Source organism: Arthrobacter sp. STN4 (assembly GCF_024539665.1).
GTDB lineage: Bacteria > Actinomycetota > Actinomycetes > Actinomycetales > Micrococcaceae > Specibacter.
In genome coordinates this window covers 288,183-310,731 of record NZ_JAKZGX010000001.1, presented here as the reverse complement: position 1 = coordinate 310,731, position 22,549 = coordinate 288,183, and the positions used below count along the sequence as shown (strand labels likewise).

The window sequence follows — 22,549 nt, the reverse complement described above, 5'->3', positions numbered from 1 at the left end:
CCTGCTGACTGTCGATAAGGGAACGGATGCTATGCGCCGAGCCGGGCATTCCACTTGGACACAAAGGCCGTGACGTCGGCATCCGGGACCACCTTGTAGGGCACGCGGATGATCCCGTCCTTGCCGGCCAGCTTCTCCACCTCCTGGTAGGTGTGGAGGCCTTCGGTGAGCTTCACGTTTTCCCGGTAGGAGCTCAGTCCGCCCTCGGCGACGGCGTTCTGGCCGGTCTCGGAGAGCACGAAGTCAAGGAACAGCTTTGCCGTGGCCGGGTGCGGCGCCTTGGGGGTGATGCCGATGCCGCGGCCCAGGACCACGGTGCCGTCCTTGGGCAGGACAAACTTGATGAGGCCGCCGCTGGCCTTCTCGGCCGGGTAGCCCACGGCGGAGCTGATGAAGAACCCGGCCAGGTACTCCCCGGACAGGATCTTTTCCTTCTGCGTGCCGGAGGAGGTTTCCGGGCGGGCCAGCGGCAAGACCTTGTCAAGGCCGGGCCACGCAGCGGGGTTTCCCTCGGTGAAGGCGTGGGAGACGGTGAAGCCCCAGGCCCCCTTGACGTCGCGGGTGGTGATTTTGTTCTTGTATTTTCCGGAGTCCGCGCCGGCCATCGCGGCCAGGTCGGCGATGCCCGTCGGGGCTTCCTTCATGAGCGCGGAGTTGTAGGCGATGCCCACGGGGTCCAGGGACATGGCCCAGACGTTGGGCATGAGCTGGGCGAACTCCGGCAGCTGCTTCGTTTCCGGTGAATCGTAGGCCAGGAGGGTGCCCGGCTTGGATGCGTAGTCCGCCCAGGCCTGCACCGCGTTGGAGACCAGCATGTCCGCCGGGGCCTTGCCGGTGGCCGACTCGCTGAGCTGGCGCTGGAACACCTCGTCGCTGTCCAGGTTGGCCGCGGACACCTTGGTCCAGGGGTACCGGGCGCTGAAGTCGCGCAGGATCGGCGCCCAGTTTTCCTGGTCGGTGTTGGAGTAGATGGTGAGCGCGCCGCCCTCGGCCTTTGACGCGTCAATGAGCTTGGAGTAGTCGGCCGGGTAGTAGCTGGGCGTCCCGGAACCGGCCGCCGCCGGCTTGTCCCCTCCGCTGCCGCCGCAGCCCGCCAGCGTTGCCGCCAGGGTGGCCGCACCCAGGGCGCCCAGGCCCATGACGCCGCGCCGGCTCAGTGAAGCGGAAGAAAAAGATGATGTGCCAAACATGGTTCACTCCCTTGTGATGTGGAACACGGATTGTTCTCTTGTTCATGTTCCGGGGAGCTGCCGGGCACATCAATCTTTTGGTCGTATTGGTACAAAGCGGCCGGCGCCTGGCCTAGGCCCGGCGCCGCCCGCTGCGGCGCAGGAGCAGCAGCACCACGAAGAACCCGACCACCAGGGCCCCCAGAAGGGCCAGGGCGGGCGCCGTCGCGGGAGACGAGACGGCCCCGGCCGGCGTGACGGCGGAGACCCCCGAGTAGAGGTCCGCGGTTCCGTTGGCCACCTTGCCGTTGCCGCTGGCCAGCTGGGCCGCGCCGTCGGACAGCGCCTTGCTGCCGGCAAGCAGTCCGGAGCCGGGCTGGCCGGGCGTTCCGGCCACGCCCTGCTCAAGCTGCCCGGTGCCGTCGGAGAGCTTCGCAGAGCCGTCCTGCAGGTGTTTCGTGGCATAAAGCAGGCCGGGGTGTTCGGGGTCGCCGGGGACGCCGTTCATGCCCGTCACCAGCTTTGAGGTGCCGTCGGAGAGCTTTTGCGATCCGGTGGACAGTGCCGCGGTGCCGGCAGCCAGGGCCTTGGCGCCGTTCAGCAGGCCGGGATTGGCCGGATCGCCCGCGGCCCCGAAAATGCCTGCGGCCAGTTTTTGCGTTCCGTCGTGGAGTGCGGTGGAGCCGTCGGCGAGCTGCTGCGTGCCGGCGGCCAGCTTCGTGGCACCGGCGGCAAGCTGCCGGGTGCCGCCCACCAGGCTTGGCCTGGAAGGATCGTTCGGGTTGCCGTTCAGGCCGTCGGCAATCTGCTGGGTGCCGGCGGCCAGCTGCCCGGATCCGGCCGCCAGTTGCTGCGTGCCGAGGACCACGCCGGGGTTGGCGGGGTCCGTGCTGTTCAGCTTCTGGTCCAGCACGCCAAAGCCGGCGGCGAGGGCATGCCCTCCGGCGTTCAGCTGCCGGGTCCCGTCCGACAACTGCTGGCTGCCATCCGCGAGCTGCTGGAGCTGGGCCAGCATCAGGCCGACGGGAACCAGCGGGTTGGCCTTGGCGTAGGCCAGCAGCTGGTGGGTGCCGTCGTTGACCTTGCCGGCGCCGTCGGCCACCTTCGTGGTCCCTGCGGCCAGCTGGTTGGCCCCGTCCGCCAGGTTCTGCGGATCCGTCCCCGAGGACGACGGCGTGAGCGCCGCCGAAAGCTGTGCGGCCCCTGCCGCCAGGCCCTGTGCGCCGGCAGCAACCTGGTGCGCGCCGGCATTGGCTGCCGTTGCGCCGGCACCGAGCTTCGCCGCTCCGGCCGCCGCCGTGGCCAGGCCTGCATCCAATTGGTGGGCTCCGGCGTTGACCTGGCCGGCACCGTCGGCCAGCGCGGACGCGCCGTTGTCCAGGGCCGTGGCGCCGGGGGCCAGCTGCGACTCAATGCCGCCTGCGAGCTGGGCGGCGCCCGCATTCAGGGCTGCCCCGCCATTCGCCACCTGGTTGGCGCCGTCCGACACGGCGAAGACGCCCGGGGCAAGTTTGCCGTGCACGTCCGTGGAGGTCTTGGCCGCGCCCTGGGCCAGCGCCTGCGCACCCGCGTTGGCGGCCTTCATGCCGGGCGCCAGCTTGTCCTTGACGCCGTCGTGAAGCTCGGTTGCCCCCGCGGACAGCTTGGCGGCCCCGGCGGAGGTGAGCTTGGTGCCGTCCTGCAGCTGCGAGGCCCCGTTGGCGATCTTCGTGGTGACCAGCGCAAAGAAGACGATGAGCGCCAGCACCACGAGGATCAGGACAACGTGGGCGAAGTAGTGGTGCTTGACGGATTTTGGCACCAGGGCGCCGGGAGTGCTTGAAGACATGGGCGGTTCCTCACGGATGGACGGTTGTGTGATGTGCATAACACTTAAAGCTACTGACGAGTAACTTACCGTACCGGCAACCGCCCGCGTCAACCTGTCTGTGAAAATCAGCCAAAAAAGAAGCCGTTGGCGGCCGCCCCCAACGCGTCAGCCAACGGCACTTTGGCGGCTGTGTCAGCTGCCCGCGGCACCCATGGGGAAGATCTGGACCACCGACGGGCGCGGGGCGCGCACCTGGCCCGGGGCCGGCGTCGCACCGGCCGGGACGTAGTCGGGGAAGAGGGAGGCCTGCGCCGTGTACGTCCCCTCCTCGCCCGGGTGCTGGACGGCCACGAAGGCCATGGATTCGTCGTCGTGGATGACGGGCCCGCAGGTTTCGGCGTTGCGCGGCATGGAGGCAAATTGCTGCACGTTGCCGCGGTTCCGGCCCTCCAGGCCCACCTTGAACAGGCCGTCGTTGTAGCCGATGGCCGACGGCGCCCCGTCGGTGGAGATCCACAGGTTCCCCTGGGTGTCGAAGGCCAGGTTGTCCGGGCAGGAGATGGGGCTGACCCGGGCGGCCGGGAAGCCGCTGAAATAGGTCCCGGTGTTGGTGGCCGGGTCGCCGCAGAGCATCAGCAGCGTCCAGTTGAACGTGGTGGCGGTGGTGTCGCCGCGGTTCTCGGTGATTTCGACGATGTGGCCGTCACGGTTTCCGGTGCGCGGGTTGGCCTCGTCCGCCGCGGCCTGGCCGGGAAGCCCGCGCTTGCTGTTGTTGGTGCAGGCGACGTACACCTTTCCGGTGCGCAGGTTCGGCTGGACGTCCTCGCAGCGGTCCATCTTGGTGGCGCCGGCAAGGTCGGCGGCCAGGCGGGTGTACGCGAGGACCTCCTCGACCCCCATGCCCGCGACGGCGCTCCTGCCGTTGACCACCAGCGGCAGCCACGTGCCGGAGCCGTCGAAGGCGCTGTCGGCGGGGACCGTGCCGGAGCCGTCGATTTCACCGGCTGAATTGCCGGCGAACTGTGCCACGTAGAGGTCGCCCTCGGCCAGCAGGGTCATGTTGTGGGCCTTGTTGTTCTTCTTGTACTTGTTCTTCGAGACGAACTTGTACAGGTAGTCGAAGCGTTCGTCGTCGCCCGAGTACGCCACCACCTTGCCGTTCCCGGCGACGATGACGTTGGCACCCTCGTGCTTGAAGCGGCCCAGGCTGGTGTGCTTTTGGGGGACCGAGTTGGGGTCTTCCGGATCGATTTCCACGATGTAGCCGAAGCGGTTGGGCTCGTTGCGGAAGTCTTCACCGCGGGCGTCAAAGCGGGGGTCGTCCAGCTCCCAGCCCATGGCCGTGGCCTTGTCGGCCAGGCCATAGCGGCGGTCCTGCGCGGAGGTGCCGCCGGCACGGAAGAAGCCGTTGAAGTTCTCCTCGCCGGAAAGGATGGTGCCCCACGGGGTGGTGCCGCCGGAGCAGTTGCCGAGCGTGCCGCGCACAAACCGGCCGGCGGGGTCGGCCGCGGTCTTGACGAGGCCGGAGCCGGCGAGCGGGCCGGTCAGTTCAAAGGTGGTTTCGGCGGTGATGCGGCGGTTGGGCCGGCCGCCGCGGACGTACGTCCAGGGTTGGCCCCTGTGGGCGCGTTCGAGTTCCACCACACTCATGCCCACGGCGTTGCGGAAGATCGCGCGGCGCTGCGCTTCCTCCGCCGCGGAGGCGGGGGCGGCCGGGAACATGATCTGCGGGTTCACGTATTCGTGGTTGCAGACCAGCAGGCCCTTTTTGCCGTTGGGCCGGCGCAGGATCTCGGTGTAGTCGTTGTTGTAGCCGAACTGGCCGGCCTGTGACTCCGGCACCTGCCCGGCGAAGTCAAAGTCCGGCGCGCCGGAAAACAGCGGGTCGCCCCAGCGGATGACCGGCGCCCAGCTGTAGCCGTCCGGGACGTTGAAGGCGTCCACGGCCGCGTCGACCGGCTTGATCGGCGCAAAGGCGAGCTTGCCGCCCTGGTGGGTGCCGGCGTCGTACGTGCCCTGCCGGCCCCGCGCTGCGGGTGGGCCCTGGAGCACGACGGCGGCACTTAGTGCCCCCGCCAGGCCCAGTCCCAGCGCGGAACGTCGGGAGAACTCGGCCGAGGCGATGTCGCGGAAGTGGCTGTTGGCGGAGGTGTTGCAGACGGCCTTGGCGCAGGCGTTGTCGCATTTCAGGTTGCAGGTGACGGCGCTGCGCTTGCCACGGGTGTGGCCGAGCATGGGCAGGAGCTTCTTCAGGTCATTCATGGCGTGCCTTCTTCCGGATGCGGGTGCGGTGCCTGCAACGGTGCCAAGGCGAAGGTAAGTGCCGGTGCCCCCACGCTGAACGGAACATTAACGGGCCGCGAAGCCTGCATGGGGAACGCCCGGCGCCGGGCTGGAACAATGGGTTAGCACAGCTTACGAATACTGCTTAAGAGAAGTCACTTTTCATAATCGATCACGGACGGCAAAATGGGGTGGCAGTTGTTTACATCACGTGACGGCATGGCCGGGGCCACATTCCACCAGCCCGATGCCGCCGTCCACTAAGGAGACCCACGCATGGCCACACCCGCAAACCCGCAGTCAGTATGGCGGCGCAAACCCATTGCCCAGATGGAAACCGAAAGTGCCAAGAGTGGATTGCTCAAGTCCCTGGGGCTGTGGCAGCTGACGGCGATCGGCGTCGGCGGCATCATCGGCGTCGGCATCTTCTCACTCGCAGGGCTGGTGGCCCACGGCGACCCGAACAACCCCGGCGTGGGGCCGGCCGTGCTGATCTCCTTCCTCATTGCCGGCCTGGCCTCCGCCGCCGCAGCCCTGTCCTACGCGGAATTCGCCGGCATGATCCCGCGGGCCGGGTCTGCCTACACCTACGGTTACGTGGCACTCGGGGAGTTGACCGGCTGGTTCATCGGCTGGGACCTGCTGCTGGAGTACATTGCCATCGTTGCCGTCGTCGCCATTGGCATCTCCGGCTACATCAATGCCTTCCTCGGCGGCTTCGGCATGCACCTGCCGCATCTCATTTCCGCCACTGCGGAGGACGGCGGCATGATCAACCTGCCGGCCATCCTGGTCTGCCTGCTGGTCACCTGGATCCTCAGCCGTGGCACGAAGGCACTGGGGCGCTTCGAGCTGGCGGCCGTGGCCATCAAGATTGTGCTGATCCTGTTCATCGTCGGCCTGGGCATGTTCTACGTCAACGCCCACAACTACAACCCGTTCATGCCCAGCGGCTTCGGGCCCGTGGTCACCGGCGCGGCCACGGTGTTCTTCGCCGTGTTCGGCTACGACGCCATGAGCACGGCTGCAGAGGAGGCCGTGGACGGCAAAAAGCACATGCCCAAGGCCATCATCCTGTCCCTGGTGATTGCCATGCTGCTCTACGTTGCCGCCACCCTGGTGCTGACCGGCATGCAGAACTACAAGGACATCGACCCCACGGCCGGGTTTGCCTCCGCCTTCACCGGCGTGGGGCTGCCCGTGATTGCCAGCATCATCTCCGTGTTTGCCGTGCTGTCCATCCTGACCGTGATGCTGACGTTCCTGCTCGGGGTCAGCCGCGTCTGGTTCTCCATGAGCCGCGACGGCCTGCTGCCCAAGTGGTTCTCCAAGGTGGACAACCGCGGCACGCCCAAGCGCGTGACGTGGATTGCCGGGCTGGGTTCGGCCTTCCTGGCCGGCATCTTCCCCATCCGCCTGGTGGCCGACCTGACCAACATCGGCATCCTGGCCGCATTTGTGGTGGTTTGCATTTCGGTGATCGTGTTCCGCTACACCAAGCCGGACGCGCCCCGCACCTTCCGGCTGCCGTTCATGCCCGTGGTCCCGGCGGTGGGCGTGTTGTTCTCGCTGTTCCTGATCTGGCAGCTGTCCTGGGAAACCAAGCTGCGCTTTGTGGTGTGGCTGGCGGTGGGCCTGGTCATCTACTTCACCTACAGCCGCAAGCACTCGCTGATGAACCCGGGCAGCCCGCGGCACGCCGAACTTGACGCCGTCCCGAGTGGGGAGGCTGCGGCCAAGTAACCGGCGGAACGCGCCAAAGCCAGGACAGCCTGCCTGCCTGCCTGCCTGGTCAGGGCAGCAGGACGGGTCGGGCGCCACGGGCACCAGGTGTTGCAGGCAGCCGGGCAACGCCGCCACGGTCAGTGGACGTGCTTGTGGTGCCCCCCGTAAATGGCGATGATGCTCATGATTACCGTGACGACAATCATGCCAAGGCCTATGTATCCGAGTGTCAATGTGTCCATGACCCATCAAATCCTTAGTCCACGCCGGCCATCCAGCCGGCTGGCGGACGGTTCCCTGGATTGTCCCGCTGATGCCCGCCTACCTCCATCATGCACCCGCCGGGCCAATGTCTCGAGCGCTGGGACGGAACGGGGAGGCCCCGGTGGCATGATGGGATTCATGAACCAGCCCTCCGGCGTGGCCGACGCGAACCCGGCGCCTCCCCCTCCCCCGCACGGCCTGCGCGCGCTGTTCAGCATCAAGGAGGCCCCGAGCCGCTGGTCGGTGGCGGTGCGGGCGGCGATCTGCGCCGGGGCGCCCCTGGTGGCCGGCTGGCTGACCGGGCTGACGGCCTTCGGCCTGATGGCCAGCCTCGGGGCATTCACCTCCCTCTACGGCAGCGGCCGGCCCTACTTGAACCGAGCCCGGTACCTGGCGCTGGTGGCACTGTCCTTCGCGGCTGCCGTGGCATTGGGCCTGACGGTGGAAACCATTCCGTGGCTCGTGATCCCGACCGTGGTGGTGATCGCCATGGTGTCCACCTACATCTGCAGCGCCCTGCGTGTGGGCGGCCCCGGGGCCTACATGTTCACCCTGACATGCGCTGCCGGGACCGCGCTGCCCGCCGCCGGGATGGCCCCGTGGCAGGCCGGCCTGTTGGTCCTCTCCGGGGGCGCCTTCGCCTGGGTGGTGCACATGGTGCCGGCGCTGTTCCTGCCGCGCGGACCTGAAAAACGCGCCGTTGCCGCCGCCGGCCGGGCCGTCGCCGCCTACGCGCGGGCTGCGGGCACGCCACGCCAGCGCGGCGCCCGGCACCGTGCCGCCCTGGCGTTGAGCGCGGCCTGGGCTGCGCTGGTGACCTACCAGCCAACACACATGTGGCAGGGGGCCACCCTGAACCGGCTGCAACGGATCAACCAGCAGCTCCACCGGCTGTTCGCCAAGACCGTGCGGGACACTGCGGGCGGGGAAGCGCCAGGGCCGGAGGTGGCCGACCAGGCGGTGCGCCTGGGCTTCGCCGCCGCCAAGGCCCCCACCGCACACTGGCACGGCGGTTCGATCGCCCTGGGCGCCCCCGGCCCCTGGGAGGCCCTGCGCGACGGCCTGCGGCGCGGATCCGTTTCGCAGCTGGTGGTCCTGCGCGTGGGCGTGGCCGCGCTGGTGGCGGGTGTCGCGGCCGGACTGCTGGACCTTGAACGCGCCTACTGGGCCGTGGCCGCCTCCGTGTTGATCCTGCACGCCGGCATGGACTGGACGCGCACCCTCCAGCGCGGCGCCGAACGGCTCCTGGGCACCTGGGCCGGGCTCCTGCTGGCCGGCCTGGTGCTGCTGGTGCGCCCCCAGGGCCCCTGGCTGGCCCTGGTGGTCATGGCCGTACAGTTCACCATCGAGTCAACCGTGATGCGCAATTACGCGCTGGCAGCCGTGTTCATCACCACCGCCGCCATCACCATCGCCTCCGGCGGGCGGCAGGTCGCTGACATTCCGGGGCTGCTGCTGGCCCGCGGCGTGGACACGACCATCGGCTGCGTCATCGCCTTGCTGGTGTTCGTCGCCCTGACCCCGCGCGCCACGCTGACCCGGATCCCGGCGGCCATGGCCGCCATATTGGCTGCCGCCGGACCGGTGGTCGACTTCCTGGCCGCCGACCAGGCCGCGAGCCGGCCCGCACACCATGCCCGCCGCAAGCTGCAGGCCGCAGTCTTTGCCATGGACGAGAGCTATGCCACGGCCGTGGGCGGATCCGCGGTCCAGCGCCGTGCGGCCGAACGCTGCTGGGCCGCCGTGTCCGCCGCGCAGGGCCTGGCCTATTCCCTCCTGGCAGCCTGCTGGATGCTCGAACAGCACGACGGCGGCGCCGCCGGGGAGCTTGCCGCCGAACTTTCCGCCGAGCTCGGGCCGGGCACCGGCGGCGCCGAAACCATCCGCGGGGCGTTCACCACGCTGGCAACGGCCATCCACACCGGCAAGGCACCCGGCCCGCTGCGCGAGCTGCCGCGGTTCCTGCGTAAGGAAACAACCGCCCTGGCCGAGTCCCTGCCGCTGTCCCCCGCTGAAGGTGCCGCGGCATCCGGCCAAGCCGCGGGCTGACAGGACAGGCACGGCCAGAGCGCCCAGCCGGACCGGCGGCCGGGCCCGCCGGGCCGCCGTCGAGGTTCCGCCTGTCAGTTGCCGAAGGCCGCCGGGGCCACCTCGCCGGGACGGGCCTGCTCCTCATGCCCGGGCCGCTTGGACGGGACGGCGACAATGATGGAGGCAATGGCCACCACCACCATGAACACGTTGAACAGCAGGCCCACCGCGCCGCCGAAGCGCAGTGCCACGTTGTCCTGGCGTCCAATGAACAGCCCCCAGGACTCGATCAGCTTGGGGTCCACGGCCTGGGCGGCCACGTACAGGGCCGCGGAGATGGCCACGCCGATGGCACTGCCCAGCGAGGAGGCCATCTTGTAGATGCCGGACGCCGCCCCCACCTGCGCGTCCGGGACATTGGAAAGCGCGGCGTCCGTGGACGGCGTGGCATAAAACCCCAGCCCGATCCCGAACAGGGTGAACCCGATGATGGTCAGCACAATGTACTGCCCGATCAGCAGGAATGTCATGGAGCACATCAGGATCCCCACGCCGGTGATGATGCTGCCCCACAGCATGGGCTTCTTGGGGCCAAAGCGCTGCAACAGCTTCTCCCCGACCCGGATGGTGGCCAGGATGGCGATCAGGTACCCCAGGGTCAGCAGCCCGGACTGCAGCGAGGACATGCCGGCCGCCACCTGGACCAGGCCCAGGGAAACGATGAGCGTGCCCGCCGCGCCGTTGAGCAGGAAGTTGGACAAGGTGGCGCCGGTGAAGGTGCCGTTCTTGAACAGTTTCAGGTCCACAAACGCCGTGGACCGGCTCATCTCGATCTGCAGGAATGCCAGGGCGAACACCACGAAGACGGCCACCAGGGTGATCCCGACCCAGCTGAGCCAGCCGATGTTGGGGCCCTGGGAGATGTAGATGTTGATGGCCACCAGCATGATGACGAAGCACACCAGCCCACCCCAGTCGAAACGCCGGGCCGGCGCCCCCGGCTGCACGGCGGCCCGGGACTCCGGCGTGCCGCGGACCAGCAGCAGGGCCACGATGGATAGCACAATCGAGATCCAGAAGATGGCGCGCCAGCCGAGGAAGGACGACGCCATGAGCCCGCCGAAGAGCGAGCAGAAGCCGGATCCGCCCCAGGACCCGATGGACCAGAAGGACAGCGCCCGCTGCAGGTCCTTGCCCTGGTAGTAACTCTTGACCAGCGCCATGGTGGAGGGCATGATGCACGCGGCGGACAGGCCCTGGACAATGCGGCCGCCCAGCAGCAGGCCGGAGGTGAGTACCCCGGCATTGGCGGGTGTGAGGGCGATCATGAGCGAGCCGATGATGCTCAGCACGATGCCGGCATTCATGATCTTCACCCGGCCGATGCGGTCGGCCAGCCCACCGGCGACGACGATGAAGATGCCGGAGAACAAGGACGTGATGGACACGGCCAGGTTGCCCACAGTCCGCTCAATGCCCAGCCCGCCCTGGATCCCCGGGATGACGTTAAGCAGCGTCTGGGCGAACAGCCAGAAGTTGATGACGGCCAGGACAATGCCCAACAGCCACTTGTCGGTGGGTTTCCAGTCCGTGTGGACGGCGGCCGACGGCGATGCAGCGGTCATGGCATTCACTCCCCCTTGGCGAGGAAGGCAAGCGCCGCCACGGCCTGGGCCTTGGTGGCCGCCCCGATCGTGGGGTCGATGGCGGGGGCAAAGTACGGTGAGTGGTTTGCCGGGATGTCCTGCGCCACCGTCCCTTTTGCCACGGCCGCACGGTAGGTGTCCGAGGGCACGGACCCCACAGTCCAGTACACATAGGGCACCCCGAAGGCGTCCGGCAGCCGGCTGAAGTCCTCCGACGCCGTCGCCGGGGCCGTGTGGTAGACCGTGCCTTCCTTGAAACTGGCGTTGAAGGCGTCCGTCACCTTGGCGTTCGCGCCGGCGTCGTTGGTGGTCAGCGGGTACTGGTCGTAGTACTCAAACTCGGGTTCCTTCGGCGAACCGGACGCAGCGCATTCGCCGCGCACAATCCGCTCGATCGAGGCGATGATGCGGCCGCGCAGCGCGGTGTCGTAGGTGCGGATGTTCAGCAGCAGCACGGCGCGGTCGGCGATGATGTTGGACTTGGTCCCGGCGTTGGAGGCGCCCACCGTGACCACGGCAAACTGGCCGGGCATGGTCTCGCGCGAAACGATGGTCTGCAGCTTCAGCACGATCGAGGCGGCGAGCACCACGGGGTCCACGGAGTTGTGCGGCATGGAGCCGTGCGCGCCGCGGCCGTGGACGGTGATCTTGACCGAGTCCCCGGCGGAAAGGATGGGCCCGGCCGTGGTGCCGATGGTCCCGGCCTCGGTCGCCATCACGTGCTGGGCCAGCGCGACGTCGGGCCGGGGCACCTTGGCGACCAGTCCGTCGTCGATCATGGCACGGGCGCCGGCGGCGACTTCCTCGGCCGGCTGGAACAGTGCAATGTACGTCCCGGACCAGGCGTCGCGCCGGTCCGCGAGCAGCTTGGCGGCGCCCAGGAGGGCGGTGATGTGCATGTCGTGGCCGCAGGCGTGCATGACGCCCACGGAGGTGCCGTCGCTGTCGGTGGCAATGGCCGTGGAGGCGTAGTCCAGGCCGGTGGCCTCCGTGACGGGCAGGGCGTCGATGTCGGCGCGGGCCAGCACGGACGTGCCCGGTCCGTTCTCCATGACGCCGACGACGCCGGTGCCCCCGATGCGCTGGACCGCGTACCCCCAGCCGGTGAGCTTTTCCTCAATGACCTTGGCCGTGGCAAATTCCTGCAGGCTCAGTTCGGGCTGGCGGTGGAAATCCTTGTACATGTCCCGGAGCCAGGGGAGTTCCTTCTCCAGCGCTGCGAGTACTTCATTGACGTCCGGCATGCTTCCACCTCACTGCTTGGCCGGCACCTTGCGGCACTCCGGCGACGACGTTTCTTGGGCGTTCACCCCATAGTGCGAGCTCAAAACGGCGGAACCTGTCCCCGATTGCTACGTTATTGCGTGCCGTGGACCGTGTCCAGCGTGGGGCGGGACCGGCGCGGCCCGGCCGAATTGGCGGTTCCGGTGGTACAGGGAACCGCCTGCGAAGGGTGTCGCGGCCGCCGCGCCGGCGACGGGCGGCGCTCAGCCCTCCGCTTCCCCGACCGTGACGTTGACCTCGTGCGAGACGGCCGTGCCGTGTTCCACCGTCCGTGACACCGTGCAGTATTTGTCATGCGAGAGCTCAACGAGCCGGTCCACCATGCCTGCGGCCTTTCGCCCTTCCTCGGTGTCGGGAAAGGCCACATTGAAGGACAGGTGCAGCCCGTCGACACGGTTGGCACCGTCCTCGACCACCTTGTGGCCGCTCGCCCCGACCCGGAACGCCGTGGGCTCGGCGCTGCGTGCCGTCACCGTGTCGACGTCGATCGACGAGCAGCCCGCGATGGCGGCCAGCAGCAGTTCGACGGGGCTGAGCAGCCCTTCGCCGTGCCCAAACTCAATTTCCGCGCCCGCGGCGTTGCGCGCCACATAGCGCGCGGTGTTGGTACGGACCAGCTCGACGGATCGGAGGGTGGGGTCGTCTTTTTCACTCATGTGCCCATCATGCCACCAGCGGCGGGGCGGCCGTACCGGCAACGGGCCGGGCATGCGGCAGAATGTTTTCCATGGACGTTAAGGCTTCCGCCCCGACCGGCGGATCGTTGCGGCGCAGCATCTCGCTGGGGCAGCTCATCTTTTTCGGGCTCGTTTTCATCGGGCCCGCCGCTGCGGTGGGGATCTTCGGCACCCTGGATGCGAAGTCCTCGGGAGCGGTGGCCACCGTCTATGTGGTCGCCACCCTCGTCATGGCCTTCACGGCCGCCAGCTACATGCGCATGTCGCGGGAAGTGCCGCGGGCCGGTTCGGTCTTTGCCTACGCGGGGACGGGCATCGGCCCGCGGGCCGGATACGTCTCCGGCTGGATGATCCTGCTCGACTACCTGCTCATCCCCTCCGTGGCCTACATGTTTACCGGGATCGCCCTGAACTCACTGTTTCCGGCCGTGCCCATCTGGGCTTTTGTGGCCGTGGCGGTTGTCGCCACCACGGCGCTCAACCTGGCCGGGGTGACCGTCGCATCCAAGGTGGTCACCGCCGTCGTGCTCCTGGAGGTGGCGGTGCTTCTGGTGGTGCTGGCCTGCGGCACCTGGGTCCTGTCGGTGCACGGGCCCACGCGCCCCTGGCTGAGCCCGTTCACCGGGGTGGGCGGCTTCTCGGTCACCGCCGTGATGGCTGCCGTGTCCGTTGCCGTCCTTTCCTTCCTGGGCTTCGATGCGCTGGCCACCTTCGCCGAGGAGGCCAAGGGCAGTGTCCGGCTGGTGGGCAGGGCCACCATGCTGTGCCTGGTCATCGCCGGCGTCCTGTTCGTCGCACAAAGCTACGTCGGCGCGCTGCTCTCCCCCACCACGCCTGCGCAGCTGGCCGCCCATCCGGGGCTCGAGGGTGCCGCCTACTACACCGCCGTCGGGAACAGCATCGGCCCCTGGCTGCATTGGCTGCTGGCCCTGTCCAAGGCCGCCGGCGCCGCCTTCGCCGCCATGGTGGGCCAGGGGGCCGGCAGCCGCATCATCATGGACATGGCCCGTGAACGCCGTGTTCCGCGCGCGCTGGCGAAAGTATCCGTGCGCACAGGGGTGCCCGTGCGCAGCATCCTGGTCACCGCCGCCGGGAACATTGTGGTGGCCCTGTGGGCGGCCACCCGCGGCGACGGCCTGGACATCCTCAGCTCGGCTGTGAACGTCGGGGCCCTGACGGCGTTCATCCTGCTCCATGTGTCGGTGATCGGCTACTTCCTCGTCAAGAAACTGGCCCCCGGGAACTGGTTCCTCCACGGCGCCGTCCCCGCCGTCGGGGCGGTCCTGCTGGTCCTGGTCCTGGCCTCCGCCACCCCCCTGGCCCTGGAGGTGGGCCTGGGCTGGTTTGTGCTGGGGCTGGTGGTGGCAGCCATCATGTACCGGCGGCGGGCGGCCTCCGGGCGCGCAGCGTCCGGGCAGGCGGAGTCCGGGCAGGCACCACCCGGGGCGGACGTCCCCTCCTGACAGGCTGTGCCGGACGGCCCGGGCGGGCACGGCCGGCCGGAAGCCTTGCGGTCCGCGCCCGCATGGGCAAAGGTGGTTTCCATGGCTACCCTCCCAAGTGGCGGCGGCGCCCAGGCCCTGCTGTCCGCGTGCCGAAACGCCTCGACCGACCCGGATGCACGGGCCCGTGCCAGCACGGACCGGTCCGGTTACGTGCCCGGCAGCGTTCCTGACGGCGTCGTCTACGCGGAAACGGTGGACGACGTCGTCGAGGCACTGCGGCTGGCCACCCGCTTCCGCGTGCCCATTGTGCCGCGCGGGGCAGGCACCGGCCTGGCCGGCGGGTCCTCGGCCACGGCGGGGAGCGTTGTGCTCGATGTCAGCCGGATGAACCGGATCCTCTCGATTGACCCGGAAGAGCAGCAGGCCGTGGTCCAGCCGGGCGTGCTCAATGCCGAGGTGAACGCCGCCACGGCCCGGTTCGGGCTTTTCTATGCCCCCGACCCGGCCAGCACGGCCATCTGCTCCATCGGCGGCAACGTGGCCACGAACGCCGGCGGGATGTGGTGCGCCAAGTACGGGGTGACCCGCGAGTCCGTGCTCTCACTGCAGGTGGTGCTGGCGGACGGGCGGATCCTGAAAACCGGCCGGAACACCATCAAGGGGGTTAGCGGCTACGACCTGAACGCTCTGCTCATCGGCTCGGAGGGGACCCTCGGCGTGGTGGTTGAGGCCACCCTGCGGCTGCTCGCCAAGCCGCTGCACACCGCCACCGTGGCGGCTTACTTCGCGGACGCCCAGGCCGCCGCCCGGGCCGCCTCCGCCATCATCGCGGCCCGGATCCAGCCGGCCATCCTGGAGTTCATCGACGGCGGCACCCTCGCCGCCGTCGATGCGATGATGGGCACTGACCACAGCAGCCGGGGCAACGCCTTTTTGCTCGCCCAGGTCGACGGCCACGGCGCCCTGCTCGAACAGCAGGTGCTGGTCGAGGCGGTCACCCCGTTCGCGACGTCCGTGGAACAGACCGACGACGACGTCCGGGCCGCCGATCTGGTCGCCGCCCGGCGCAACGCCATCCCCGCCCTGCAGCAGCTGGGCCGGGTCTCGATCGGGGACATCGGAGTCCCCCGCAAACGCCTGGCCGAGGCGGTTGCGGGACTGGCCGGCATCGCGGAGCGGACCGGAGTGAAGATCTTCGTGATTGCCCACGCCGCGGACGGCAACCTGCACCCCATGGTGGTGGTGGGCCCCGACGAATCCATCACCGAGGGCCCGGCCAAGGCCGCCCTGGGCGAGATGTTCCACCTGGCCAGGCGGCTCGGCGGCACCCTGACCGGCGAACACGGCATCGGCCTGCTCAAACAGGACTGGCTGGAGGAGGAAGTCGGCAGCCTCTCCCTGGAACTGCAGCACAAGATCAAGGCCGCCTTTGACCCGCTGGGCATCCTGAACCCCGGCAAGGGCATATAGGGGTCCGGGCTTCCAGGCACCCTGGCGGGGTGTCCGCCGTCGTACGCCGTTGAAGGTTTGTCAGCCCCTGCACCTACGATTGATCATGGAAGGCTGCAAGGACTATGGAGCGGTGCCATGGACTATTTTTCGATCAACTCCCTGCGTGAGACGCACGCGGGATGGTCGCTGCTGCGCGCCCAAAACGCCCCCCTGGCGCTCACGTTCTTCATGGCCGCCTTCACCGGCCCCAACCAGCGCAACCTGGGCCGGCAGGATCTGGTCGACGTCCTGGACGACGTCCTGTTCAGCCTGCGGGACCCGCTGGGAGCGGACCGCTTCCCACGTTCCGCCGCCGAGTACCTCGACGACTGGGCGGAACCGGAAAAGGCCTGGCTGCGCAAGTTCTACACGGACAACCGCGACGAGCCCGTCTATGACCTCACGCCCGCCACCGAGGATGTGATCCGGTGGGTTGAAGCGTTGCGGGGACGGGATTTTGTGCCGACACAGTCGCGCCTCTCCAGCATCTTCAACCTGCTCAAGGCCCTGGTCCACGGTTCCGAAACGGACCCCGCCGCGCGGCTGGCGGAACTCCAGCGCCAGCGCGATGACATCGACGCCCAGATGGAGCGGATCCGTTCCGGCGAGATCCCCGTCATGAGCGGTCCCGAGGCGGTGGACCACTTCCACCAGCTCACCACCCAGGCCAAGGACCTCCTGGCCGATTTCCGTGAAGTGGAGGCGAACTTCCGCAAACTGGACCGGAGCCTGCGCGAGCAAATTTCCCTGTGGGAAGGCAGCCAGGGCGATCTTCTGGAGTCCATCTTTTCCTCGCAGCAGGACATCAGCGGTTCCCTGCAGGGCCGCACCTTCCAGGGATTCTGGGACTACCTGATGTCCCCGGGCCTGCGCACCGAACTCCACGAACTCCTGGAACGGGCCACCGGCATCAAGGCCCTCGCCCAACAGGACGGCCTGCACTCGATCGTGTCCATGCAGAACGACTGGCTGCCCGCCGTCGAACAAACCCAGGCCACCGTCCGCCAGCTTTCCGCCCAAATCCGCCGCCTGCTGGATGACAAGGTCTTCCTGGAAAACAAGCGCATCATGGCCTTGATCCGCAACATCGAGTCCAACGCCGTCACGGTCCGGGCCAATCCGCCTTCGGGGCCCTTTGCGGAGCTGTCCGGCCACGACGTCCCCGTCGTGCTCCCCTTCGAGCGTCCCCTCTACGAACCGAGCCGGCAGGTGGCCATCCGGGACGGCGTCGACGTTGCCGAGGACCTGGACGTGGACGCCAACGCGCTCTTCACCCAATTCCATGTGGACCCGCACCGCCTGGAGTCCAACATCGACCAGGTGCTGGCCGGCGCAGAACAGGCCACGCTGGCGGACGTCACTGATGCCTTCCCCCTCAGCCAGGGCCTGGCCGAACTGGTCAGCTACTTCCAACTGGCCACCGAATCCACGTGGGCCACCATCGACTCCGACCGCTCCCAAACCTTGTCCTGGACCCTGCCGGACGGCAGCCTGCGCGAGGCCACCGTCGACCAAATCATCTTTGTGAGGCCATCATGACCACAGTTCCCGCCGACGCCGGCATGGATTCCGCAGACGCACCGGACACCGGCACGACGCCTGACGGCCTGCCCCTGGCCGTCACCCGGCTGTTCAAGGGCGTGGTCTACCGCGACGCCGACGAAAAACTGTGGCAGCGGCTCATGGAACTCTCCGCCCAGGCCCGGGACTACGTGGCCGTGCTGGGCCTGGAACTGGTCCTCGACGACACCGAGGGCTACGCCTTCCTGCGCTCCAGCCCCGACGCCGACCCCGAGCTGCCCCGCCTCATCCCCCGCCGCCAGCTGACCTTCAACGTCAGCCTGCTGCTGGCCCTGCTGCGTGCCCGGCTGGCCGAATTTGACGCGCAAAACAGCGAAACGCGGCTCATCATGACGGCCGAACAGATCGGGGACATGGTCTCCGTCTTCCTGCCCGAATCCAGCAACGAGGCCCGCATCCAGGACCAGCTGGCCGGCAACATCAAAAAAGTCACCGAGCTGGGCTTCCTGCGCAAACTCCGCGGGCAGGATGCCACCTACGAGGTGGCGCGCATCCTCAAGGCCTTTGTGGACGCCCAGTGGCTGGAAGAATTCGACGCCCGCCTTGCCGATTACCGTTCCGCCCTGACCGGGGCCCAGCCTGAAAGGGCCACCGCATGAGCACCCAAGCAGGGCTTTTCAGCCTCGACGACCTGACCGAGGACGACGCCGGAACCCGCCCGGGCTTCCGGCTGCACCGTTTGGAGCTGCTGAACTGGGGCACCTTTAACAAGAGCGTGCGCACCTTCCGGCTCGACGGAGAGAACAGCCTGCTCACCGGCGACATCGGCTCGGGCAAGTCCACCGTTGTGGACGCCATCACCACGCTGTTGCTCCCGGCCAACAAGATTGAATACAACAAGGCCGCCGGGGCGCAAAAGAAGGAACGCAGCCTCATGTCCTATGTGCGCGGCTTCCACAAAAGCGCCCGCAGCGGCATTGGCGACACCTCCCGCCCGGTTGCCCTCCGCGGCCCGGGCAGCTTCTCCGTGGTGCTGGGCGTGTTCCACAACGCGGCACTCGAGAAAACCGTCACGCTGGCCATCACACTGTGGGCCACGCAGGAAGCCGGCCAGCCCACGCGCTTCTATTCCATCGCCGAGGGCGAACAGTCCATCAAGAGCGGCTTCTCCGACTTTGGCACCGACATGGCCAAGCTCAAGCGGCGGCTGCGCAACGACGGCGTGGCGGTCTTCGATGTCTTCGAAAAGTATGCCGCGGCGTTCAAGCGCCACTTCGGCATCGGCTCGGCCCAGGCCATGGACCTGTTCCACCGCACGGTGTCCATGAAGCAGGTGGAAAACATCACCCACTTTGTGCGCACCAACATGCTCGAAGAGGACGATGTTGACACCCGCATCAAGAACCTGCTGCACCACTTTGACGACCTGAAGAAGGCCCACGACGCCGTGCTGCGGGCCAAGGACCAGATCCGAATGCTGGAGCCCGTCCGCGACAACGCCGCCCGGCACCAGGCCCTGACCGCGGACTACAAGCACGCCCACGTGCAGCGGGAGCAGCTTTCGCCCTGGTTCACCACCAAAAAGCTGGAGCTCAGCGAGGCGCACCTGCAGGAGCTGGAACGGGCCGCCGTCAGGGTGGCGGCGGAACAAAACGCGCTGACCGCAGAGGTGGGCGGGCTCACCCGGGAGCTGGCGGATCTTCGCGACGACATCCGCAACAGCGGCGGCGGCCGGATCGCCGCCATCGACGGCGAACTTGCCCGGCTGGCCATCGAGTCCGGTGCCCAGCGCGAACGCTACAAGTCCTACTCCGAGGCGGCGACGGTCCTGGGGCTGTTTGAGCCGGAAGACCAGGTGGTCTTTGATGCGAACGCGGCGGCCCTGCCCGGGGTGGAAAAGCATCTGGGAGAGGCCAACACTCAGCTGCAGGGGCAGCGCACCGCACTGGACCGGCTCCGCTCCGAGGCCTCGGAGCAGGCGGGGGACCACAAATCCGAACTGAAAAGCCTGCTGAACAGGCAAAACCTGCTGCCCGGCTGGCTGGTCGCACTGCGCCAAAAACTGTGCGCCGGCACGGGCATTGCCGAATCCGAGCTGCCGTTTGCCGGCGAACTGCTGCGCGTGCGCGAATCCGAGGCGGCCTGGGAAGGCGCAGCGGAGCGCACCCTGCACGGCTTCGCGCTGTCCCTGCTGGTCACCGACGTACACTACCCGGCCGTGAGTGACTGGGTGGACAGCCACAACCTGCGGGCCCGGCTGGTCTACCTGAAGGTGGGCGCGAACCCCACGCCCCGCCACGCCGCCGCGGACACGCTGGCCGGAAAGATCGGCATCAAGCCCGGCACCTCCTTCCGGGAGTTCCTGCTCGACGAACTGGGCCGCCGCTTTGACCACCAGTGCTGCGAAACCATGGCAGACTTCCGCCGCTACCCAAAGGCCCTGACCATCAACGGCCAGCTCAAGGGCGGCGGCCGCCACGAAAAGGACGACCGCAAGGAGCTCACCGACCGCTCCAGCTACGTCCTGGGCTGGGACAACCACGACAAAATTGCCCGCCTCCGTTCGGCCCTCGAGGAGGCCGAGGGCCGTCTGCGCACCGCCACGGACGGGCTGGGCCGCATCGACTCCCAACTGGGCAACCTGGGACGCCAGCAGCGGCTCATCGGCACCGTGACCGCCGTCGCCAGTTTTGCCAGCCTCGACTGGCACGCCACGGCACGGACCATGGCGGACCTGGCCCAGGAAAAGACCGCGCTGGAATCCTCCAGCGACATCCTGCGCGAGCTCACCGAACGCGAAACCGCCACCAACACGCGCCTGGCCAAGGCCAACGACAAACTCAGCGCCCTGGAGAGGCGCATCGGCTCCCACGAGGCCGAGAGCAAGGCCCTGGCCGAACAGATCGCGGACTGCCGGGACTTGCTGGCGCAGGCACCCCTGACGGACGACGCCGGCCTGCTGGCCGGGTTGGGCACACTGGCCCGGGCGGCACTCGAGTCGGAGGAGTTGACGTACAAGAACACCGCCAAGATTGAAAGCAAGGTCCGGGAGAAACTGCAGGCCGCCCTCGACGCCCTGCAACTGCGGGCGGGCCGCGCGGCAGAGACAACCATCAGGTTCATGACCGACTTCCGCAACAAATACCCCGCCGAGAGCACCGAACTGGACGCGACATTGGAAGCCGCCGGGGAGTTCAACACCATCCTGCAGCAGCTGGTCGACAACGATCTCCCGCGCTTCGCCGCAAAGTTCAAGGAGTCGCTGACCCAAAACACGATCCACGAGATTGTGGCGTTCAACGCGTTCCTGGATTCCCGGCGCCAGGACATCGTCTCGCGCATCGGCGAAATCAACGAGTCCCTGGCCCGGATTGAATACAACCCGGGAAGGCACATCCAGCTGGAACCGCAGGCCACGTCCGACGCCGAGGTGCGCGAGTTCGGCAGCGAACTGCGGGCGTGTTCGGAAGGCACCATCGGCGCTGCGGAACAGTATTCGGAGCAAAAGTTCCTGCAGGTGGAGGCCCTCGTGGAGCGCTTCCGCGGGCGGCCGGGCCTGACGAACCTCGACGAACGCTGGACCGCCAAGGTCACCGACGTGCGCAACTGGTTCACGTTCTCGGCGTCGGAAAAGTGGACGGAGACGGGCGAGGAACACGAGCATTTCACCGATTCCGGGGGCAAGTCCGGCGGGCAGAAGGAAAAGCTGGCGTACACCATCCTGGCCGCCGCCCTGGCGTTCCAGTTCGGCATCGCGGCCGGCCCGGCCAACCAGCGTTCCTTCCGTTTTGTGGTGATCGACGAGGCATTTGGCCGCGGTTCCGACGAGTCCGCCAAGTACGGGCTGGAACTGTTCAAGCGGCTCAAGCTCCAGCTCCTGATTGTCACGCCGCTGCAAAAGATCCATGTCATTGAACCGTTTGTGGCCAATGTGGGCTTCGTGGCCAACGAGTCCGGCGATGACTCCCAGCTGCGCAACATGACCATCCATGAATACCGGGCCGAACGGGACAGGCGTGGCAGCTAAGCCGCCGGCCTGGACGTCACCGGCGGAACTGCATGCGGCAGCGCTGCGGTCCTGGAACAGCGGTGAGCTGCTCCGTGAGGCGGCGGCGCCGTCGGGCCTCCACCCGCGGCGGCGGGCCATCAGGCACCCGAACGCCACGCAGCTGCGCACCCATTACACGGAGGCCGCAGCCTGGGCGTCCGGGTGGGAGCCGGCACCCCGGGGCTGCACGCTGGAGCACGTTTCCGTCGGTGCCAGCACCATCGGGGCAAACGTGCTGCCGGCGGCCGCAGTGTTTGCCAGCGCGGCCGGTGAGATCGAGTTTCTGGGCCGGGGCCGCGAGGCGGCACGCCACGCGGAGCTTGCCCGCCGTTTGGCGGAGCTCGACGCCCGGCTGGCGGCATGGGCGCTGCGCCGGCCCCTGGAACTGCTCAAGCAGGGCGATGACGCGCTCACTGCCGCGCGCGTGGCCCTCTGGCTGGCCGCCAACCCGAGACCGGGGATCTACCTGCGGCAGTTGTCGCTTCCGGGCGTGCACACCAAGTTCGTGGAGACGCACCGCCGGCTCATCGACGAGCTGCTGTCCACACTGGAGCCGGGGCGGGTCCTTGGCGGGAAGAATTACGCCCGGCGGCACGGTTTCCTGGCAGCGCCGGACCGGGTCCGTGTGCGGTTCCTGGATCCCGCCCACGCGCCGGTGTCCGGCATGGCGGACGTCGAGGTCACGGCCGCCTGCTTCGCTGCGCTGGACCTGGACGTGGACCGGATCATCGCCACCGAGAACCTGGTCAACTTCCTGGCCCTGCCGGATGCGCCGCGGACATTGGCTGTCTTTGGCGGCGGCTACGGCTTCGAAGGGCTGGGCGACGCCGCCTGGCTGCGCGGCACCGAGGTGCTCTATTGGGGCGACATCGACACCCACGGCTTCCATATCCTGGACCAGTTGCGCGCCCGCCACCCGCACGTGCGCAGCATCCTGATGGATGAGGAAACGCTGATGGCCCACCGCGCCTTTTGGGGCCGCGAGGACACGCCGACACATGCGGCCCTGACGCGCCTGACCGCTGAAGAGTCTGCACTGTACGCGGCCCTGCAGGCCGGCACGTTCGCGCCGCTGTTGCGCCTGGAACAGGAACTGCTGCGTTGGGACCATGTGCTGGAGCGCCTGCCCTAGGCCGTTGGGCCGGGGTGCCCGGT

The 22,549-nt window shown here is 68.1% G+C and carries 14 protein-coding genes; 8 read left to right on the top strand and 6 right to left on the bottom strand.

Annotated features, from left to right (window positions below; translation table 11 throughout):
* Positions 1-29: 29 nt before the first annotated feature.
* The 3 genes from MMF96_RS01515 to MMF96_RS01505 all read right to left on the bottom strand — a co-directional run bounded on the left by MMF96_RS01515 (position 30) and on the right by MMF96_RS01505 (position 5,241).
* A complete protein-coding gene (locus MMF96_RS01515) occupies positions 30-1,190 on the bottom strand; it encodes an ABC transporter substrate-binding protein (protein WP_256882301.1) in 1,161 nt (386 codons plus the stop codon).
* Between the two features lie 112 nt (positions 1,191-1,302).
* A complete protein-coding gene (locus tag MMF96_RS01510) occupies positions 1,303-2,997 on the bottom strand; it encodes a hypothetical protein (protein ID WP_176615240.1) in 1,695 nt (564 codons plus the stop codon).
* 174 nt (positions 2,998-3,171) lie between these two features.
* The gene (locus MMF96_RS01505) at positions 3,172-5,241 is read right to left on the bottom strand and encodes a PhoX family phosphatase (RefSeq protein WP_256882300.1); all 2,070 of its coding nucleotides are present in this window, start codon (positions 5,239-5,241) and stop codon (positions 3,172-3,174) included.
* A gap of 297 nt (positions 5,242-5,538) precedes the next feature.
* Here MMF96_RS01505 and MMF96_RS01500 point away from each other — a divergent pair, with 297 nt between their 5' ends.
* Together MMF96_RS01500 and MMF96_RS01495 are read left to right on the top strand one after the other, a co-directional pair.
* Positions 5,539-7,005: an amino acid permease gene (locus MMF96_RS01500; RefSeq protein ID WP_256882299.1), complete on the top strand. Its 1,467-nt coding sequence runs from the start codon at positions 5,539-5,541 to the stop codon at positions 7,003-7,005.
* Between the two features lie 384 nt (positions 7,006-7,389).
* Entirely contained in the window at positions 7,390-9,300 is a 1,911-nt protein-coding gene (locus tag MMF96_RS01495; protein WP_256882298.1) for an FUSC family protein, read from the top strand.
* A 74-nt stretch (positions 9,301-9,374) separates the two neighbouring features.
* On the opposite strand, the gene MMF96_RS01490 is transcribed toward MMF96_RS01495, so the two are convergent.
* The 3 genes from MMF96_RS01490 to MMF96_RS01480 form a co-directional block, all read right to left on the bottom strand.
* The gene (locus MMF96_RS01490; RefSeq protein ID WP_256882297.1) at positions 9,375-10,907 is read right to left on the bottom strand and encodes an MFS transporter; all 1,533 of its coding nucleotides are present in this window, start codon (positions 10,905-10,907) and stop codon (positions 9,375-9,377) included.
* Between the two features lie 5 nt (positions 10,908-10,912).
* Complete coding sequence (locus MMF96_RS01485) at positions 10,913-12,172, bottom strand: amidohydrolase (protein WP_256882296.1); 1,260 nt, start codon at positions 12,170-12,172, stop codon at positions 10,913-10,915.
* Between the two features lie 243 nt (positions 12,173-12,415).
* Positions 12,416-12,868: an OsmC family protein gene (locus tag MMF96_RS01480; RefSeq protein ID WP_256882295.1), complete on the bottom strand. Its 453-nt coding sequence runs from the start codon at positions 12,866-12,868 to the stop codon at positions 12,416-12,418.
* A gap of 71 nt (positions 12,869-12,939) precedes the next feature.
* On the opposite strand from MMF96_RS01480, the gene MMF96_RS01475 reads away from it, so the two are divergent.
* The 6 genes from MMF96_RS01475 (at position 12,940) to MMF96_RS01450 (ending at position 22,526) form a co-directional block, all read left to right on the top strand.
* Positions 12,940-14,352, top strand: a complete 1,413-nt coding sequence (locus MMF96_RS01475) for an APC family permease (RefSeq protein WP_256882294.1) — start codon at positions 12,940-12,942, stop codon at positions 14,350-14,352.
* Positions 14,353-14,433: 81 nt separating this feature from the next.
* Positions 14,434-15,804, top strand: a complete 1,371-nt coding sequence (locus tag MMF96_RS01470; protein WP_256882293.1) for an FAD-binding oxidoreductase — start codon at positions 14,434-14,436, stop codon at positions 15,802-15,804.
* A 117-nt stretch (positions 15,805-15,921) separates the two neighbouring features.
* A complete protein-coding gene (locus MMF96_RS01465; protein WP_176615249.1) occupies positions 15,922-17,364 on the top strand; it encodes a DUF3375 domain-containing protein in 1,443 nt (480 codons plus the stop codon).
* Positions 17,361-18,005 carry a DUF4194 domain-containing protein gene (locus MMF96_RS01460; protein ID WP_256127651.1) on the top strand — a complete coding sequence of 215 codons (645 nt, stop codon included), beginning with the start codon at positions 17,361-17,363 and terminating at the stop codon, positions 18,003-18,005. Before MMF96_RS01465 ends, MMF96_RS01460 begins: the two co-directional genes overlap by 4 nt.
* Positions 18,002-21,373 (top strand): ATP-binding protein, encoded by a 3,372-nt coding sequence (locus tag MMF96_RS01455; protein WP_256882292.1) that lies wholly within the window; start codon positions 18,002-18,004, stop codon positions 21,371-21,373. Before MMF96_RS01460 ends, MMF96_RS01455 begins: the two co-directional genes overlap by 4 nt.
* Positions 21,363-22,526 carry a Wadjet anti-phage system protein JetD domain-containing protein gene (locus MMF96_RS01450; RefSeq protein WP_256882291.1) on the top strand — a complete coding sequence of 388 codons (1,164 nt, stop codon included), beginning with the start codon at positions 21,363-21,365 and terminating at the stop codon, positions 22,524-22,526. The genes MMF96_RS01455 and MMF96_RS01450 overlap by 11 nt, the downstream gene beginning before the upstream one ends.
* Positions 22,527-22,549 lie beyond the last annotated feature (23 nt).